Origin of the sequence: Inquilinus limosus (assembly GCF_002195995.1) — a bacterium.
In the GTDB taxonomy this organism is placed as follows: Bacteria; Pseudomonadota; Alphaproteobacteria; order DSM-16000; family Inquilinaceae; genus Inquilinus; species Inquilinus limosus_C.
In genome coordinates this window covers 23388-39240 of sequence record NZ_NHON01000024.1, presented here as the reverse complement: position 1 = coordinate 39240, position 15853 = coordinate 23388, and the positions used below count along the sequence as shown (strand labels likewise).

Sequence of the window (15853 nt, the reverse complement as noted above, 5' to 3'; positions counted from 1 at the left end):
CGCCTCAACCCTCCCGCGCCATGCGGCGCAGCACCACGCGCTGCTGCAGCCGGCGCTGCGCCTGGTCGACCACCACCGCGGTGATGATCACCAGCCCCTTGATCACGGTCTGCCAGAACGAGCTGACGCCCATCATCACCAGCCCGTCCGACAGGATGCCGATGACGAAGGCGCCGATGATGGTGCCGCCGATCGTGCCGCGGCCGCCGGACATCGAGGTGCCGCCCAGCACCGCCGCGGCGATGGCGTTCAGCTCGAAGGTCTCGCCCGTCGCCGGATGCGAGGCCATCAGCTGCGAGGAGATGATCAGCCCGACCAGCGCGGCGCAGAAGCCGGAGAACATGTAGACGAACAGCTTCACCCGGTTGACCCGGACGCCGGACAGGCCCGACGCGCGCTCATTGCCGCCGACGGCGAAGATGTGCCGGCCCAGCGGCGTGCGGGCGGCGAGATAGGCGGCCCCGGCGGCGACCAGGATCAGCAGCCAGATGGTCAGCGGCAGGCCCAGCAGCGTGCCGGCGCCCAGCGTGGCGAAGCCGGTGGTGCCGAGCTCCGCCTTGCCCGCCAGGTTCGGGAAGGTGGCCCCGTCGGACAGCAGCAGCGCGGCGCCGCGGGCGACATACAGCGTGCCCAGCGTCGCGATGAAGGGCGCCACCTTCAGCCGGGTGATCAGGAGGCCGTTGACCGCGCCGATCACCACCCCGAGGGCGAGGGTGATCAGCATGATCTCCGGCACGGTGAAGTACAGCGTGTACTCGAAGCCGAGCGCGGACAGGTCGATGCCGTGCAGGATCAGCCCGCCCGCCACCATGCCGCACAGCCCGACGATCGACCCGACCGACAGGTCGATGCCGCCGGTGATGATGACGAAGGTCATGCCAATCGCGAGGAAGGCGTTCAGCGCCACATGCTTCGACATCAGGATCAGGTTGGCGGCGCTGAGGAAGTTCGGCGCGATCGCCGAGAACACGATCAGCACCGCGAACAGCGCGATGAAGGTGCGCAGCTTCATCAGATGGAGCGCGACGGCGTCGCCGCTCCACCCCTCCCGCCCGGCCGCCTTGTCCGCTGCCATCATGCGCGCGCCTCCTCCCTGAGGGCTGGTCCGTGCCCGGCGGCCGACGCCGCGACGACGCGGTCCTCGGTCGCCTCGGCGCGGTCGAAGGTCTCGACCAGCCGGCCGTTGCTCATCACCGCGATCCGGTCCGACAGCGCCATCACCTCCTCGAGGTCCGAGGTGGCGAACAGGATGCCGAGGCCCCGGGACGCCAGGTCGCGCATCACCCGGAAGATCTCGGCCTTGGCGCCGACATCGATGCCGCGGCTGGGCTCGTCCATCAGTAGCACCCGCGGGCCGGTCATCAGCGCCTTGCCGATGACCACCTTCTGCTGGTTGCCGCCGGACAGCGCGCTGACCTCGATCCCCGGATCCGACACCTTGATCGCCAGCTCGCGGATCGACCGCCGCGCGGCCTCGATCTCGGCCGACCGGCGCAGATGGAAGCCGCGCAGGAAGCGTCGCAGGCTGGACAGGGTCAGGTTCTCGGCCACCGACAGGATCGGCACCAGCCCGTCGCGCTGCCGGTCCTCCGGGATGATGGCGAGGCCGCGGCGGATCCGCCCGGTGACGTCGCGCGCCGTCACCCGCTCGCCGTCGAGATAGATGGCGCCACGGGAATAGGGATGGCGGCCCATGATGCAGTCGAACAGCTCGGTCCGCCCGGCGCCCATCAGCCCGTAGAGGCCGAGGATCTCGCCGGCCCGCAACGACAGCGAGACATGGTCGACGGCATAGCCGCCGGCGGCGCGCGGCAGGCAGATGCCCTCGGCCCGGAACACCTCCGGCCCCGGCGGCCGGTCGCCCGGCGCCGCGAAATCCTTCATGGCGGAGCCGACCATCTGCCGCACGATCCAGGGCACGTCGATCTGGCCCATCCGCTCATGGCCGGTGATGCGGCCGTCGCGCAGCACGGTGATGAAGTCGCCGATCCGCACCAGCTCCTCCAGCCGGTGCGAGATGTAGACGATGGCGACGCCCTGCGCCTTCAGCTCGGCGATCACCCGGAACAGGATCTCGACCTCGGCGGCGCTCAGGGCCGAGGTCGGCTCGTCCATGATCAGGATGCGGGCGTCCTGCGCCAGCGCCTTGGCGATCTCGACGATCTGCTGCTGGCCGATGCCGAGATCGCCGACCTCGGCGCGCGGGTCGATGTCGTGCTCCAGCCGGCGCAGCAGCTCCGCCGCCCGCCGGTTCTGGCCGCGATGGTCGATGCCGCGCAGCCCGGCCTTGAGCTCGCGCGCCATGAAGATGTTTTCCGCCACCGACAGGTTGGCGCAGAGGTTCAGCTCCTGGAACACGATGCCGATGCCCTGCCGGGCGGCGTCCTGCGGGCTGTGCAGCACCACCGGCCGGCCGTCGACCAGGACGCGGCCCTCGGTCGGCTGCTCGACGCCGGCGATGATCTTCATCAGCGTCGACTTGCCGGCGCCGTTCTCGCCGACCAGCACGTTGACCGCGCCGCGATGCACGGTGAAGTCGACGCCCTTCAGCGCCACCGTGCCGGGATAGACCTTGGTCACCCCCTCGACCTGGAGGGCAGGGGCCTCGGTCACGGCGGCGCCCCCAGGCTGAGCTCGGCCGCGGTGACCAGCGGCCTGGCCTTCGGGTCGTCCAGGGTGAACACGCCCAGCAGCGTCACGGTGCGGCCGACCAGCTTGTCGCGCGGCAGGGCGGCCAGGGTGGCGTTGTGGATATGGGCGTTCAGCGCCTTGCCGAACTTGGCGTATTCGATCTGGTTGGCGAAGCTGTTGAACGAGATGAAGTCGAGGCTGTCGCGCAGCGCCGTGCCCTTGAACACCGGGCCGATCTGGACGGTCAGGTCGGCGGTGCCGTCGCCGTCGGTATCGACCTCGATGGTCGCCGCCCGGGTGCCGGTGTCGGCCGCGGTGATCTTGCCCTCGACCGTCGCCGCCACGGTCCAGGGCATGCTGTCCACCGCGCGGTAGCCGAAGCGCTTGCCGGCCTCGTCCGGGGACAGCGCCCGTACCTCGGCGAAAGGCCCGGCCTTGGCCTTGAGATAGGGCAGCAGCTTCGGCTGCCAGATCTCCTCGACCGTCTTCTCCGGGTCGAAGGCCGGGTTGTCGAAGGAGGTGGCGACGCTGCCCGCCGCCGAGGCCACCTGCGGCGGCTCGTTCTTCACAAGCTTGCAGGCGGCCAGCGGCAGCCCGGCAGCCAGGAGCGCGACTGCTACACCAAGGGCACGAGCGGCCGATGCAGCCGGCCTTATTTTGCCTCTCCCGCCTGGCGGGAGAGGTCGGGCGTCCGCAGGACGACCGGGTGAGGGCTGGCCCAGGCCTCGACAAAGAGCCCTCACCCGGAGCCGCTTCGCGTCTCCGACCTCTCCCGCAAGCGGGAGAGGCAATTGGATAACGCCCGCCATTTCGGATCTCCGGACTCGCCCGTCACTTCATCGCGAAGGTTTCCAGCTTGCCGGCGTTGTCGGGCGTGATCAGCAGGCAGTCCATCAGCTGCTTCTCGGACTGGCCGGTCTTGCCGGTCTTCAGGAATTGGTCGGCCTGCTCGACCGCCAGCTCCGCCTGGCGGTAGGCCGGCTGCAGCACGGTCGCCTTGATCCCGCCCTGCCTGATCGAATCCCGCACGTCGTTGCTGCCGTCGAAGCCGACCAGGATGACGTCGGTGCGACCGGCGGCGGTCAGCGCCGCCCAGGCGCCCATCGCCATGGTGTCGTTGCCGGAGATCACGCCCTTGATGTCGGGATGGGCCTGCAGGATCGACTCCATCTTCGAGAACGCCTCGGTCTGGCTCCAATTGGCCGACTGGCGGGCGACCATCTTCAGGTCGGGATAGTCGTCGATGACGTCGTGGTAGCCCTGCGATCGGATGCCGGCATTGGTGTCGGCCTCACGCCCGACCAGCTCGGCATAGTTGCCCTTCTCGCCCATCAGGCGGACGAACTCCTGCGCCCCCAGCTGGGCGCCCTGGTAGTTGTTCGACACGATCTGCGCGACGGCGACGCCGGTGACGTTGATCTCGCGGTCGATCAGGAAGGACGGGATGCCGGCGTCCTTCGCCTTCTGCACCGCCGCCACCGTGGCGTCGGCCCCGGCATTGTCGAGGATGATCGCCTTGGCGCCGCGGGCGATGGCGGTGTCGATCCGCTCCATCTGCTTGTTGGCGTCGTCGTCATGGACCAGGACGATGGTGTCGTAGCCCAGCGCCTGGGCCCGCTTCTGGGCGCCCTCGGCCTCCGCCTTGAAGAACGGGTTGTCGTGCGACGGGGTGATGATGGCGACCAGGTCCGCCGCCTGGGCGGCGACGCTGACGCCGAGGGCCAGGGTGCCGGCGATGCCGGCCGCGAGAAGCGCCTTGGTGAAACGCATATGATCCTCCCTGTGGATGTCGTTGTCTCGCCCGGTTCGGGCCTGCGGCCCGCCGGATCTCAGGTGATGCGCTGGATGCTGGCCGCGATCTCGTCCGGCTCGAACACCCGCTTCCAGTCCGGCCGCATCAGCACCGGCTTGCCGAACTCGATCGCCTTGTTGCAAGCGTCGGAGAACACGCCCTCGCGCTCGTCGAAGATGACCGAGGCCAGCACGTTGAGGTGGCCCAGCAGGAAGTCGCGGGCCGCGTCATGGGTCACGCCGCGGGCCACCACCTCGTCCATCGCCTCGCGCATCACCACCAGCAGCGTGGCGCAGACGGTCTCGGACAGGCCGGGCTCCAGCAGCGCCATCTGCTCGACCGAGACGCGGTGCGAGCGCATCACCGGCGCCCAGATCACCTTGGCGATCTCCTCGCCCAGGGCATAGGCCTCGTCCGGCCCCTGCATCAGGGCGGAGACGATGTGCTGCTTGGCCGCGATGCCGCCGAAATAGTCGGTCTTCGCCGCCATCTCGGTCTCGTCGTTGAAGATCGGCGGGTGGCAGGGATGGGTGACGAAATAGGTCAGGTCGTCCCGTTTCGGCAGGTGGCCGGCGAAGGGGGCGGCGGCATCCAGCGCCACCACCATGGTGCCGGGGCGGAGCAGTTTCTCGATCCCGGCGGCAACCTTGCCGATCAGCGTGTCGGGCACGGCCAGGATGACGACGTCGGCGCCGTCCAGCGCCGCCTCGGCCGGGACGCAGTCGACGCCGAGCTTCGCCTTCAGATTGGCCCGGCCGGCCTCGCCGACCTCGACATGGCGCACGTCGAAGCGTGACCCCTTCAGGTTGCTGGACAGCCGGAAGCCCATCTTGCCGCCAGCCCCGAACAACGCGATCGACGTCATGGGTGCGCCCTCTCTTGCCAGGTTCTTGCCGAGACGAGTAAGACAACTGGTATGATGAGTCAATCAGCATGATTTGATCATCGCACGGATGAGGGGGCAGGGGATGGAGCGCATCGAGGCCGACTACCTGATCGAGACGGCCTATGACCCGCGGGCGGCGGCCGAGGCGATGGCGGGCGAGCAGTCCTCCGGCACCTTCGTCGCGGTGCCGGGCGAGACGCCGGCCTTGAAGGAGCGGTCGGCGGCGCGGGTCGAGCGGCTCGAGGTGGTCGGCGAGGCCGCGGCGCCATCCCTGCCGGGCGCGGGCGGAGCGGGGCCGGTCGTCCGGGCGCGGGTGACCCTGTCCTGGCCGCTGGCGAATCTCGGGCCGTCCCTGCCGAACCTGATGGCGGCCGTCGCCGGCAACCTGTTCGAGCTGAAGCAGTTCTCCGGCCTCAGGCTGCTCGACCTCCGCCTGCCGCCGGCCTTCGCCGCCGCCTATGCCGGGCCGCGCTTCGGCATCGCCGGCACGCGGCGCCTGGCGGGGGTCGAGGGCCGGCCGCTGATCGGCACCATCATCAAGCCCAGCGTCGGCCTCGGGGCGGAGGAGACGGCGGAGCTGGTGCGCACCCTGGCCGAGGCCGATATCGATTTCATCAAGGATGACGAGCTGCAAGCCGACGGCCCCGCCTGCCCGTTCGAGGACCGCGCCCGCGCCGTGATGCGTGCGGTCAACGACGTCGCCGAGCGCAAGGGCCGCAAGGTGATGGTCGCCTTCAACCTGACCGGCGACCTGGACGAGATGCGGCGCCGCCACGACCTGGTGCAGGCGCTGGGCGGCACCTGCGTCATGGCCAGCGTCAACTCGGTCGGCTTGGCCGGCATGATCGCGCTCGGCCGCCACAGCGCGCTGCCGATCCACGCCCATCGCAACGGCTGGGGGTACCTCTCGCGCCACCCGCTGCTCGGCTTCAGCTTCACCGCCTGGCACAAAATCTGGCGGCTGGCCGGGGCCGACCACATCCATGTCAACGGCCTGGCCAACAAGTTCTCGGAGGATGACGACAGCGTCATCGCCTCGGCCCGTGCCTGCCTGGCGCCGCTGTTCCCGGACAAGCCCTGTTCGATCATGCCGGTCTTCTCCTCCGGCCAGACGGTGCGGCAGGCGCCGGGCACCTGGAAGGCGCTGGGCTCGACCGACCTGATCTTCGCCGCCGGCGGCGGCATCATGGCCCACCCCGCCGGCCCGGCCGCCGGCGTCGCCGCGCTGCGCGAGGCCTGGGAGGCCGCGGTCGGCGGCGTTCCGCTGGCGGAGTACGCCCGCACCCGGCCGGCCCTGGCCCAGGCGCTGGAGGCGTATCGGGGATGAGTGATCTCCGACGAGCTCCTGTCTCCCCATTCCATTTTAGTCCCCCCTCCCCTTGCGGGAGGGGGGCAGGGGGAGGGGTCTGCGCGCGTCCGCGCGCGAATGCGCTTTCGACTCGCCTCGAAGCCCAATCGGCAGGGCTAGGCCAAGCTGCGAGAACCCCCTCCCCCTATCTCCCTCCCGCGAGGGGAGGGGGGACTCCTTTAGCTTATTTAGCTTGGCGAGCCGCCGCATGACCTCTCTCCCCCCAGGCCCGCTCGTTTCCTGGTATGGCGACGACTTCACCGGTGCCGCCGCGGTGATGGAGGTGTTGACCTTCGGCGGCGTGCCCTCCGTGCTGTTCCTCGACGTGCCGACGCCGCAACACCTCGCCGCCTTCGCCGGCTATCGCGGCATCGGCATCGCCGGGGTGGCGCGGTCGAAGGATCCGGCCTGGATGGAGCGGCACCTGCCGCCGGTGTTCGAGGCCCTGGCCGGGCTCGGCGCGCCGGTCGCACAGTACAAGATCTGCTCGACCCTCGATTCCGCGCCGCATGTCGGGTCGATCGGCAAGGCCGCCGACCTCGCGGTGCCGGTACTCGGCGGCGCCTGGCATCCCTTCGTGGTGGCGGCGCCGGCGATCGGGCGGTGGCAGTGCTTCGGCAACCTCTTCGCCGCCTTCGACGGCACGGCCCACCGCCTCGACCGGCATCCGACGATGAGCCGCCACCCGGTGACGCCGATGGGCGAGGCCGATGTCCGGCGGCATCTGGCGCGGCAGACGGACAAGCCCTTCGGCCTCGTCGACCTCACCGCCCTGCGCTCCGGCCGCGGGGAGGCGGCGCTGGAGCGGGAGATCGCGGCCGGCGCCGAGATCGTCGCCTTCGACGTGGTGGACGAGGCCGACCTCGCCGCGGTCGGCGGCCTGATCTGGCGCAGCCGCGGCGACCGGCTGTTCGCGATCGGCTCGCAGGGGCTGGAATATGCGCTGCTGGCCCATTGGCGGCAGGCCGGGCTGATCGACCCACCCCCGCCGGCGCCCAGCGCCGGGGCGGTTGACCGTGTCGCGGTCGTCTCCGGCTCCTGCGCGCCGCAGACCGCGGCCCAGATCGTCCATGCGCTCGAGCGTGGCTTCCACCCCATCCCGGTCGATGCCCGCCTTGCGGTCGAAGAGGCCGCCTGGGCCGGCGAGATCGGCCGTACGGTCGAGGCGGCGCTGGCCGCGATCGGGGCCGGGCGCGACCCGCTGCTGTTCACCGCCCGCGGCCCCGACGATCCGGCCGTGGCCGCGCTGAACCAGGCGCTCGCCGCCTCCGGCGCCGACCCGGCCGTGGTCAATGAGCGCATCGGCACCGGCCTCGGCACCGCGCTGCAGCAGGTGCTGCGCCGGGGGCGGCTGAAGCGCGGCATCATCGCCGGCGGCGACACCTCCGGCTACGGCGCGAGCGTCCTCGGCATCCATGCCCTGACGGCGCTGGCGCCGACCGTGCCGGGGGCCGCGCTGTTCCGGGCGCATGGCGACGACCCGGCGCTGGCCGGGCTGGAGATCGCGCTGAAAGGCGGCCAGATGGGGGCGCCCGACTACTTCATCCGGATCAGAAGCGGGGGAGGGGCTGCTTCCCCATTCTGAGGTCCGACGGATCGATCCGGCGGAGGCTCAGGGGCTGGCTCGGCCGTCCCGAGGTTGCATCGCGCCGGCCGATCGACGCAGAGTGCGGCGATGATCGAATCCCAGACGCGCAGACGACGGCCTGCCGCCGCCGAACCGGGGCGGCCGCGGACCAAGCCGTCCGAGGTGCGCCGGCGCGAGCTGCTGGACGCGGGGGAGGCGCTGGTGCTGCGCAAGGGCATCGCCGGCACCAGCATCGACGACATCGTCGCCGCCGCCGACGTGGCCAAGGGCACCTTCTATCTGTACTTCGCCAGCAAGGAGGCGCTGGTCGAGGCGTTGCGCGAGCGCTTCGCCGAGCGGTTCGGCGCCCGCATCGCCGCCGCCCGGGCGAAAGCCGATCCGGCCGACTGGTCGAGCCAGCTCGCCGCCTGGCTGGAGGGCGGCGTGCACGGCTATCTCGACCAGGTCGAGCTGCATGACGTGCTGTTCCACACGCCCGACTTCCTGCCGCGCCAGCGCCGTGTCGACGGCCATATGGAGCCGGTGCGCGGCCTGGTGGAGCTGCTGCGCGACGGCGCCGCGGCCGGGGCCTGGGTGGCGGACGACCCCGAGATGACGGGGATCCTGCTGTTCTACGCCTTCCATGGCGGCGTCGACCACGCCATCGCCGACGGCCGCACCGATGTCGCCGGCCTAGTGGCCGAGCTGCAGGCCTTCGTCCGCCGGGCGTTGGGGCTGGGGTGACTCGGCCTCAATACCGTCATTGCGAGCGCAGCGAAGCAATCCAGGGGCCGGTGCGCGCTGGCCCCTGGATTGCTTCGTCGGCTTCGCCTCCTCGCAATGACGATAGAGGGTAGCCTTACCGTTCCACCGTCCGGTTCCAGCGGTCGTTCCAGTCCGGCCGGTGGGCGTTGATCTGGTCCCAGTCGACCGTGACCGCGTTGTCGAGATAGCCGCGCATCTCCTTCACCATCGCCGCCGATTCCGGGGTCGACCCGTCGACCTTGGCGTTGGACGGGATCTGGTTGCCGTATTGCAGCGCCTTGGCCTGGGCCTCGGGCGTCAGCAGGTACTGCGCCAGCTTCTGCGCCAGCGCCGGCTCGGAGTTCCCGGCGACGACGCATTCGGCGACCATCAGCACCACCGCGCCTTCCTTGGGTTGCGCGTAGGCGACCGGGATGCCCTTGTCCTTGAAGCTGGCGACGGCGGTCGGAGTCAGCGGGAAGATCGCCGCCTCGCCGGTCTGCACCATCTCCGACAGCTTGGCCGAGCTCGGGATGTATTCCAGGACGTTCGGGCCGACGGTCTCGCCCCACTTGGCGAAGCCGGGATCGACATTCTCCTCGGTGCCGCCCTGGATGCGGTTGAACATCAGGAAGCCGTGCAGCCCGTAGGTGCTGCTGGACAGCGACTGGAACACGACCTTGCCCTCGAACTTCTTGTCGGCCAGGTCCATCCAGGACGTCGGGGCGGCCCAGCCCTCCTCCTCGAACATCTTGGTGTTGTAGGCCAGGCCGGTGACTGTGACCGTGACGCCCAGCGCCATGTCGTCCTTGATCCGCGCGGCGGGGTACAGGTCGGCCATCACCGGCGCGCTCTCGGTCTTCTGGCACAGCCCCATGCCGATGGCGCGGACCATGACGCCGTCATCGAGGAAGACCAGGTGCATCTGCGGGTTGTCCTTGGCCGCCTGCGCCTTCGCCAGGATCTCCGACGAGGTGCCGGGCACCACCACGACCTTGACGTCGTTGGCCTTCTCGAAGTCGGGGAAGACGTACTGGCTGTACGCCTTCTCCATGTCGCCGCCGTTCATGCCGATATAGAGGGTCTTGGTCTCCGCCATCGCCGCGCCTGACGTCAGCAGCGTGGTGGCCAGCAGTACCGTCGTGATCCGTCCGTTCATGTCGCTCTCTCCTGTTTTCGGTTGTTGATGCTCAGGCCGTCGCCGTTGTGGCGAAGCGGCCGATGTCGAAGGCCTCGACCGGGGTGGTGCTGCGGCCGTCGCGCGCCAGCTCTGCCAGCACCTCGCCGACCGCCGGCCCGATCTGGAAGCCGGCGCCGGAGAAGCCGAAGCCATGGATCAGCCCCGGCGTCGTGCCGCTCGGCCCCAGCACCGGGTTGCGGTCGGGTGTGTCGCCCTCGACCCCGCTCCAGAACCGGATCACCTGGGCGCCGCGCAGCGCCGGGAACAGCTCCGCCGCCTGGCGCAGCAGCGCGGCGATGGCGCTGCGGCCGGGCCGGGCCCGGTCCTCGTCCAGGGTGATGCCGCGGCCGCCGCCCATGACGCAGTTGCCGCGCTCGACCTGGCGGGCATAGATGCTGCCGCCCTCGACCCCGACATTGATGTCCATCAGGCGCGGCAGCGGCTCGGTCACCGCCATGTTGGGATGGGCCGAGACCAGCGGCACCGGCTCGCCGAAGGCGGCGGCGAAGCGGCCGGACCAGGCGCCAGCGCAGTTCAGCAGCAGGCGCGACCGTACCTCCAGCCCCTCGCCGGCCAGCAGGCGGAAGCCGTCGCCGTCGCGCACCGCCTCCTGCACCGCGGTCTGCTCGCGGATGTCGGCCCCGGCCTTGCGCGCGGCCCGGGCGAAGCCGGGCGACACCAGCCGTGGATTGGCATGGCCGTCGGCCGGGCACCAGGAGCCGGCGATGGCGCGGTCGCCCAGCCAGGGCCAGCGGGCGCGGAAGGCGTTGCCGGCGACGATCTCGAGCCCGAGGCCGAAATCGCGCACCCGGTCCTGATAGGCTTCCAGCGACGCCAGCTCGGCCTCGCTGCGCGCCAGCTTGAGGTGGCCGGAGCGGATGTATTCGCCGTCGATGCCGATCGTCTCGGGCAGGCGCTGCCAGATCGCATGGGCGCGCTGCGACAGCGGGATCTGCTCCGGCGGCCGGCCCTGGCGGCGGACGCCGCCATAGTTCACGCCGCTGGCCTGGGCGCCGCAGAAGCCGCGCTCCAGCAGCAGCACCGCCATCCCCATGCGGCGCAGCGCCAGGGCCGCCGCCGCGCCGGCGATGCCGCCGCCGATGATGGCGACGTCGGTGGTAATCCGTTCGGTGGCGGTCATGCCGCTTCCTCCGGCGCGGCCTCGATCGCGATCGGGATCGGCTTGACCGGGGCCTGGCCGCGCAGCCGGCCCACCGCCTCGATCGGCACGCCGCGATGGGCGGCCAGGATCTCGGCCGCCGCGGTGCCGCACATGCGGCCCTGGCAGCGGCCCATGCCGACCCGGCACAGCGCCTTCAGCCGGTTCAGCTCCGGGGTGCCCCAGCGGGTGGCGGTGGCGCGCAGCGTGCCGGCCGACACCTCCTCGCAGCGGCAGATCACGAGGCTGTCCGGCGCCTGGGCGGCCCAGCCGGCGGGGAAGGGGAAGGCACGCTCCAGCCCCTGGCGGAACCGGCCGATCGCGGCCAGCTTACCCTCCAGGTGTGCCGCGCGGGCGCGGTCGACCGGCCGGCCGAGATCCTCCAGCAGGGCCAGGGCCGCGCGCTCGCCGGCCAGCTCCGCCGCATCCGCCCCGGCGATACCGGCGCCGTCCCCGGCCAGGTAGACACCGGCCACGCTGCTGCGGCCGGCGGCGTCGCGCTCGGGCAGCCAGGCGCGGTTCAGCGGGTCGAAGCGGAAGCGGCAGCCGGCCAGGTCGGCCAGCTGGGTCTCGGAGCGCAGGCCATAGCCGAAGGCGACGGCGTCGCAGTCGATCCGCTGCTCGCGCTCGCCGTCGTGCCAGACCAGCCCCTCGACCCGCTCGGTCCCGAGGATGCGCAGCGGCCGGGCGCCGTGGCGCAGCTTCACGCCGCCGGCCCTCAGCGCCGCCAGCAGGCGCAGGCCCTTGGCCATGGTGGCGGGGCCGCGCAGCAGGCCGGGCAGGGCGGCCAGCTTGTCGGCCTGCCGCGCTGTGTCCAGCACCGCCGCGACCTCCGCCCCGGCCTTGAGATACTGCGAGGCGACCAGCGGCAGCAGCGGGCCTGTGCCGATGAAGGCGACGCGCCGGCCGATGCCGCAGCCCTGGTATTTCAGCGCCACCTGCGCCGCGCCCAGGCTGTAGGCGCCGGGCAGGGTCCAGCCGGGGATCGGCAGGATGCGGTCGGTGGCGCCGGTGGCCAGGATCAGACGGCTGTAGGGCAGCCGCTCGGCCTGGCCGTCCCGCAGCAGGTCCAGCGCCCCGGCCTCGATGTTCCACACCAGGGTCTGCGGTCGGTGGTCGATGGCCAGCCCGTCGATGGTCCGGTGCAGCGCCTCGGCCTTGGCCGCCTCGGTCCCGTAGAGAGTCTTCGCGTCGCGGGTGAAGCCATCCGGCTGGCGGCGATAGATCTGGCCGCCGCCCTTCGCCGCCTCGTCCACCACGACCGGGCGCAGCCCGGCCGCCGCCAGGGCCTGGGCGGCGCGGATGCCGGCCGGGCCGGCGCCGACGATGACGGGGCGGATCTCGCCGCTCATGCCGCGTCTCCCGTCGGGCCGGTCACCAGCCGCATGCCCTCGGCGATGGCGGTGGAACAGGCGCGGAAGCGTTGCCCGTCCTCGGTCGCCACCCAGCAATCCTGGCACGCGCCCATCAGGCAGAAGCCGGCGCGAGGACCGCCGCCGAACTCGGACCGGCGCAGCCGGTCGGCGGAGGTGAGGATCGCGGTCAGCACCGTGTCGCCGGCCAGGGCGATCGCCGGCCGCCCGTCCAGGCGGAAGCGGATCTCGGGCCTGGCGGTCTCGGCCAGGCGGGTCAGGATGGGCATCAGAGGGATCCGGTCACTGGCGGCCGACCAGGATGCGGTCGAGGCCGTAGATGCGGTCGAGCACGACCATGGCGACGGCGGTGACGGCGACCATCAGGGCCGAGACGGCGGCCATCATCGGGTCGATCGATTCCGTCGCATACATGTACATCCGCACCGGCAAGGTGACGGTGGCGGGCGAGGTGACGAAGATCGACATCGTCAGCTCGTCGAAGCTGTTGATGAAGGCCAGCAGCCAGCCGCCGGCCACGCCGGGCAGGATCATCGGCAGGGTGATACGGCGGAACACGGTGAAGGCGCTGGCCCCCAGCGACGCCGCGGCCTGCTCGGTCGACCGGTCGAAGCCGACCAGCGCGGCGATGACCAGCCGCAGGGCGTAGGGCGTGATAATCACGCTGTGCGCCAGCACCAGCCAGAAGAAGCTGCCGGCGGCGCCGAGCTGGGAGAACAGCTGCAGCAGCGCCACGCCCAGCACGAGGTGCGGGATCAGCAGCGGCGACAGGAACAGCGCGTTCAGCGCGTCGCGGCCGCGGAAGGCGTATCGGGTGGTGGCGATGCCGGCGGGCACGGCGATCGCGGTCGACAGCGTCGCCGACAGGGTCGCGAGGCCCAGGCTGTTCCAGAAGGATTGCAGGAAATCGGCGTGGTCGAACACCGCCTCGAACCAGCGCAGCGAGGCGCCGGCGGTCGGCAGGCTCAGCGTGTTCTCCGGCGTGAAGGCGACCAGGCAGACGATCACCAGCGGCGCCAGCATGAAGATCACGACCAGCGCGTGGAAGACCAGGGCGAGGGGGCCGTTGCGGGACATTGGCGCCTACCCGAGGGTCTTCCGGTACCGTCCTTCGACGATCCGGTTGTAGCCGAGCATGATGGCCAGGTTGGCGACCAGCAGGATCACCGCGATGGCGGCGCCCAGCGGCCAGTTCAGCGAGTTCAGGTATTCGTCATAGACCACGGTGGCGACCATCTTCAGCCGCCGCCCGCCCAGCAGGCCGGGGATGGCGAAGGAGCTGGCGGCCAGGCCGAACACGATCAGGCTGCCGGACAGGAGGCCGGGCAGGATCTGCGGCAGCACCACCCGGCGCAGCACGGTGGCGTGCGACGCGCCCAGTGACAGCGCCGCCTGCTCGGCCGCCGGGTCCAGCTTCTGCAGCGAGGTCCAGACCGGGATGACCATGAAGGGCAGCATGATATGGACCAGCGCCACCACCACCGCGGTCTCGGTATAGAGCAGCCGGACGCGGCCCAGGCCCAGCGCCTGCGTCGCCTCGTTCACCAGCCCGGTCGGTCCCAGCAGCATGCTCCAGCCGAAGGCACGGACCACGACCGAGACCAGCAGCGGCGCCAGCACCACCAGCAGGAAGATCGAGCGCCAGGGGCTGCGCATCCGGCTCAGCACATAGGCTTCGGGCGCGCCGACCACGATGCAGATCAGCGTGGTCAGGGCCGACAGGCGGAAGGTGCGCAGGAAGATCTCGTAATAGTAGGGGTCGGTCAGCACCGTCAGGTACTGGCCGACGGTCCAGGCGTCCTGAACGCCGGTGGCGTGGTCGTAGACGTGGAAGGACAGGATCAGGGTCAGCGCCAGCGGCGTCAGCACCAGCCCGGCGAACAGGATCGTCGCCGGCAGGGCCATCGCCGCCGGGGCCAGGCGCCCCTCGGCCATCGTGGCGCTCATCGGGCGGCCTCCGCGGCCTCGGCGTCGCACAGCACCCGCACCATCTCCGGCGCCCAGTCGATGCCGGCCTGCGCCCCCTCGGCCAGCGGCTCGCCGCCGAGGTTCGGCGCCGCCACCAGCAGCTCGCCGGCCGCAGTGTCCAGGTGGTACAGCCACTGGCTGCCCAGGAAGTAGCGGCGCGAGACGGTACCGGGCAGCCGGCCGGTGCCGGGCGCGCCCAGCGCCAGCTTCTCCGGCCGCAGGCACAGCAGCACGCGGGCGCCGACGGGCAGGCCATCGCCCGGCGCCTCCAGCGTCGCGGCGCCGACCGTCACCCGCGCCACCGCGCCGGGCTGGGCCACCACGCCGTCCAGCAGGTTGGCCTTGCCGACGAAGTCGGAGATGAAGCGGCTGCGCGGGTGCTCGTACATCCGGTAGGGCTGGTCGATCTGGGTGATGCGGCCGCGCTCCATCACCACCACCCGGTCGCTGATCGACAGCGCCTCGGCCTGGTCGTGGGTGACCATGATCGTGGTGGTGCCGGTGCGACGCTGAATCTGGCGCAGCTCGAACTGCATCGCCTCGCGCAGCTTGGCGTCCAGGTTCGACAGCGGCTCGTCCAGCAGCAGCACCGGCGGCTCGATCACCAGGGCGCGGGCGAGGGCGACGCGCTGGCGCTGGCCGCCGGACAGGGCCCGCGGATAGCGGCCGGCGAGATGGTCGAGATGGACCAGCGCCAGCGCCTCCTCGACCCGCTTCGCCCGCTCCGGCTTGGCGACGCCGCGCATCTCCAGCCCGAAGGCGACATTGTCGGCCACGGTCATGTGCGGGAACAGGGCGTAGCTCTGGAACACCACGCCGAGGCCACGGCGGTTCGGCTTCACCCGGGTCAGGTCCTGCCCGTCCAGCACGATGCGCCCGGTCGTGGCCGGGACGAATCCGGCGACCATCTGCAGCGTCGTGGTCTTGCCGCAGCCGGAGGGGCCGAGCAGCGACACGAACTCGCCGCGCTCCACGGTCAAATCGAGATCGGCGACCGCCGCGACGTCGCCATAGAGCTTCGAGATCCGCTCGAGACGGAGGAAGGTCACTGCAGTCTCCCTGGCATCCCTGTCCACGGCCGTTCGGCGCTGGCGCGCTTCGGCCGCCGGTCTTGCTTCCGTGGAACGGAAGGCGCCGACGCGTCTTCTCAGAAGACTCTTTCGTGGCGGTGAGTCAAGGCGACATTCCATTTTATTGAGAGTATT

General features: G+C 71.2%; 15 protein-coding genes. 3 read left to right on the top strand and 12 right to left on the bottom strand.

What is annotated here, in order from left to right; all coding sequences use genetic code 11:
* Nucleotides 1-4: 4 nt before the first annotated feature.
* From BWR60_RS14665 to BWR60_RS14645, 5 genes are read right to left on the bottom strand one after another with little or no spacing between them, the layout of a single operon-like run.
* On the bottom strand, nucleotides 5-1078 hold the full coding sequence (locus BWR60_RS14665; protein ID WP_088151769.1) for an ABC transporter permease: 1074 nt from the start codon (nucleotides 1076-1078) through the stop codon (nucleotides 5-7).
* Entirely contained in the window at nucleotides 1075-2613 is a 1539-nt protein-coding gene (locus tag BWR60_RS14660; protein ID WP_088151768.1) for a sugar ABC transporter ATP-binding protein, read from the bottom strand. Before BWR60_RS14660 ends, BWR60_RS14665 begins: the two co-directional genes overlap by 4 nt.
* Nucleotides 2610-3440: a DUF2291 family protein gene (locus tag BWR60_RS14655; RefSeq protein WP_088151767.1), complete on the bottom strand. Its 831-nt coding sequence runs from the start codon at nucleotides 3438-3440 to the stop codon at nucleotides 2610-2612. The genes BWR60_RS14660 and BWR60_RS14655 overlap by 4 nt, the downstream gene beginning before the upstream one ends.
* Nucleotides 3441-3462: 22 nt before the next feature.
* Complete coding sequence (locus tag BWR60_RS14650; RefSeq protein WP_088151766.1) at nucleotides 3463-4401, bottom strand: D-ribose ABC transporter substrate-binding protein; 939 nt, start codon at nucleotides 4399-4401, stop codon at nucleotides 3463-3465.
* A gap of 59 nt (nucleotides 4402-4460) precedes the next feature.
* Nucleotides 4461-5288, bottom strand: coding sequence for a phosphogluconate dehydrogenase C-terminal domain-containing protein (locus tag BWR60_RS14645; RefSeq protein ID WP_088151765.1), 828 nt, complete (start codon nucleotides 5286-5288; stop codon nucleotides 4461-4463).
* Nucleotides 5289-5391: 103 nt separating this feature from the next.
* Between BWR60_RS14645 and BWR60_RS14640 the strand changes: the two genes are divergently transcribed.
* The 3 genes from BWR60_RS14640 (at nucleotide 5392) to BWR60_RS14630 (ending at nucleotide 8968) form a co-directional block, all read left to right on the top strand.
* Nucleotides 5392-6636 carry a ribulose-bisphosphate carboxylase large subunit family protein gene (locus BWR60_RS14640; protein WP_230983057.1) on the top strand — a complete coding sequence of 415 codons (1245 nt, stop codon included), beginning with the start codon at nucleotides 5392-5394 and terminating at the stop codon, nucleotides 6634-6636.
* 229 nt (nucleotides 6637-6865) lie between these two features.
* Entirely contained in the window at nucleotides 6866-8242 is a 1377-nt protein-coding gene (locus BWR60_RS14635; RefSeq protein WP_088151763.1) for a four-carbon acid sugar kinase family protein, read from the top strand.
* A gap of 90 nt (nucleotides 8243-8332) precedes the next feature.
* Entirely contained in the window at nucleotides 8333-8968 is a 636-nt protein-coding gene (locus tag BWR60_RS14630; RefSeq protein WP_088151762.1) for a TetR/AcrR family transcriptional regulator, read from the top strand.
* Nucleotides 8969-9083: 115 nt separating this feature from the next.
* On the opposite strand, the gene BWR60_RS14625 is transcribed toward BWR60_RS14630, so the two are convergent.
* From BWR60_RS14625 to BWR60_RS14595, 7 genes are read right to left on the bottom strand one after another with little or no spacing between them, the layout of a single operon-like run.
* Nucleotides 9084-10127 carry an ABC transporter substrate-binding protein gene (locus tag BWR60_RS14625; RefSeq protein ID WP_218823504.1) on the bottom strand — a complete coding sequence of 348 codons (1044 nt, stop codon included), beginning with the start codon at nucleotides 10125-10127 and terminating at the stop codon, nucleotides 9084-9086.
* Nucleotides 10128-10158: 31 nt separating this feature from the next.
* Nucleotides 10159-11289 carry an NAD(P)/FAD-dependent oxidoreductase gene (locus BWR60_RS37640; RefSeq protein ID WP_088151760.1) on the bottom strand — a complete coding sequence of 377 codons (1131 nt, stop codon included), beginning with the start codon at nucleotides 11287-11289 and terminating at the stop codon, nucleotides 10159-10161.
* Nucleotides 11286-12659: an NAD(P)/FAD-dependent oxidoreductase gene (locus BWR60_RS14615; protein ID WP_088151759.1), complete on the bottom strand. Its 1374-nt coding sequence runs from the start codon at nucleotides 12657-12659 to the stop codon at nucleotides 11286-11288. Before BWR60_RS14615 ends, BWR60_RS37640 begins: the two co-directional genes overlap by 4 nt.
* Complete coding sequence (locus BWR60_RS14610) at nucleotides 12656-12949, bottom strand: (2Fe-2S)-binding protein (RefSeq protein WP_088151758.1); 294 nt, start codon at nucleotides 12947-12949, stop codon at nucleotides 12656-12658. The genes BWR60_RS14615 and BWR60_RS14610 overlap by 4 nt, the downstream gene beginning before the upstream one ends.
* A gap of 13 nt (nucleotides 12950-12962) precedes the next feature.
* Entirely contained in the window at nucleotides 12963-13757 is a 795-nt protein-coding gene (locus BWR60_RS14605; RefSeq protein ID WP_088151757.1) for an ABC transporter permease, read from the bottom strand.
* A gap of 6 nt (nucleotides 13758-13763) precedes the next feature.
* A complete protein-coding gene (locus BWR60_RS14600; protein ID WP_218823503.1) occupies nucleotides 13764-14627 on the bottom strand; it encodes an ABC transporter permease in 864 nt (287 codons plus the stop codon).
* A complete protein-coding gene (locus BWR60_RS14595; RefSeq protein WP_088151756.1) occupies nucleotides 14624-15697 on the bottom strand; it encodes an ABC transporter ATP-binding protein in 1074 nt (357 codons plus the stop codon). Before BWR60_RS14595 ends, BWR60_RS14600 begins: the two co-directional genes overlap by 4 nt.
* Nucleotides 15698-15853: the final 156 nt, after the last annotated feature.

Coding starts and splice junctions, on each gene's coding strand:
- BWR60_RS14600 (WP_218823503.1), bottom strand. CDS start 14,627: ATGAGCGCCACGATGGCCGAGGGGCGCCTGGCCCCGGCGGCGATGGCC.
- BWR60_RS14640 (WP_230983057.1), top strand. CDS start 5,392: ATGGAGCGCATCGAGGCCGACTACCTGATCGAGACGGCCTATGACCCG.
- BWR60_RS14645 (WP_088151765.1), bottom strand. CDS start 5,288: ATGACGTCGATCGCGTTGTTCGGGGCTGGCGGCAAGATGGGCTTCCGG.
- BWR60_RS14650 (WP_088151766.1), bottom strand. CDS start 4,401: ATGCGTTTCACCAAGGCGCTTCTCGCGGCCGGCATCGCCGGCACCCTG.
- BWR60_RS14635 (WP_088151763.1), top strand. CDS start 6,866: ATGACCTCTCTCCCCCCAGGCCCGCTCGTTTCCTGGTATGGCGACGAC.
- BWR60_RS14655 (WP_088151767.1), bottom strand. CDS start 3,440: ATGGCGGGCGTTATCCAATTGCCTCTCCCGCTTGCGGGAGAGGTCGGA.
- BWR60_RS14665 (WP_088151769.1), bottom strand. CDS start 1,078: ATGATGGCAGCGGACAAGGCGGCCGGGCGGGAGGGGTGGAGCGGCGAC.
- BWR60_RS14610 (WP_088151758.1), bottom strand. CDS start 12,949: ATGCCCATCCTGACCCGCCTGGCCGAGACCGCCAGGCCCGAGATCCGC.
- BWR60_RS14605 (WP_088151757.1), bottom strand. CDS start 13,757: ATGTCCCGCAACGGCCCCCTCGCCCTGGTCTTCCACGCGCTGGTCGTG.
- BWR60_RS14615 (WP_088151759.1), bottom strand. CDS start 12,659: ATGAGCGGCGAGATCCGCCCCGTCATCGTCGGCGCCGGCCCGGCCGGC.
- BWR60_RS37640 (WP_088151760.1), bottom strand. CDS start 11,289: ATGACCGCCACCGAACGGATTACCACCGACGTCGCCATCATCGGCGGC.
- BWR60_RS14625 (WP_218823504.1), bottom strand. CDS start 10,127: ATGAACGGACGGATCACGACGGTACTGCTGGCCACCACGCTGCTGACG.
- BWR60_RS14630 (WP_088151762.1), top strand. CDS start 8,333: ATGATCGAATCCCAGACGCGCAGACGACGGCCTGCCGCCGCCGAACCG.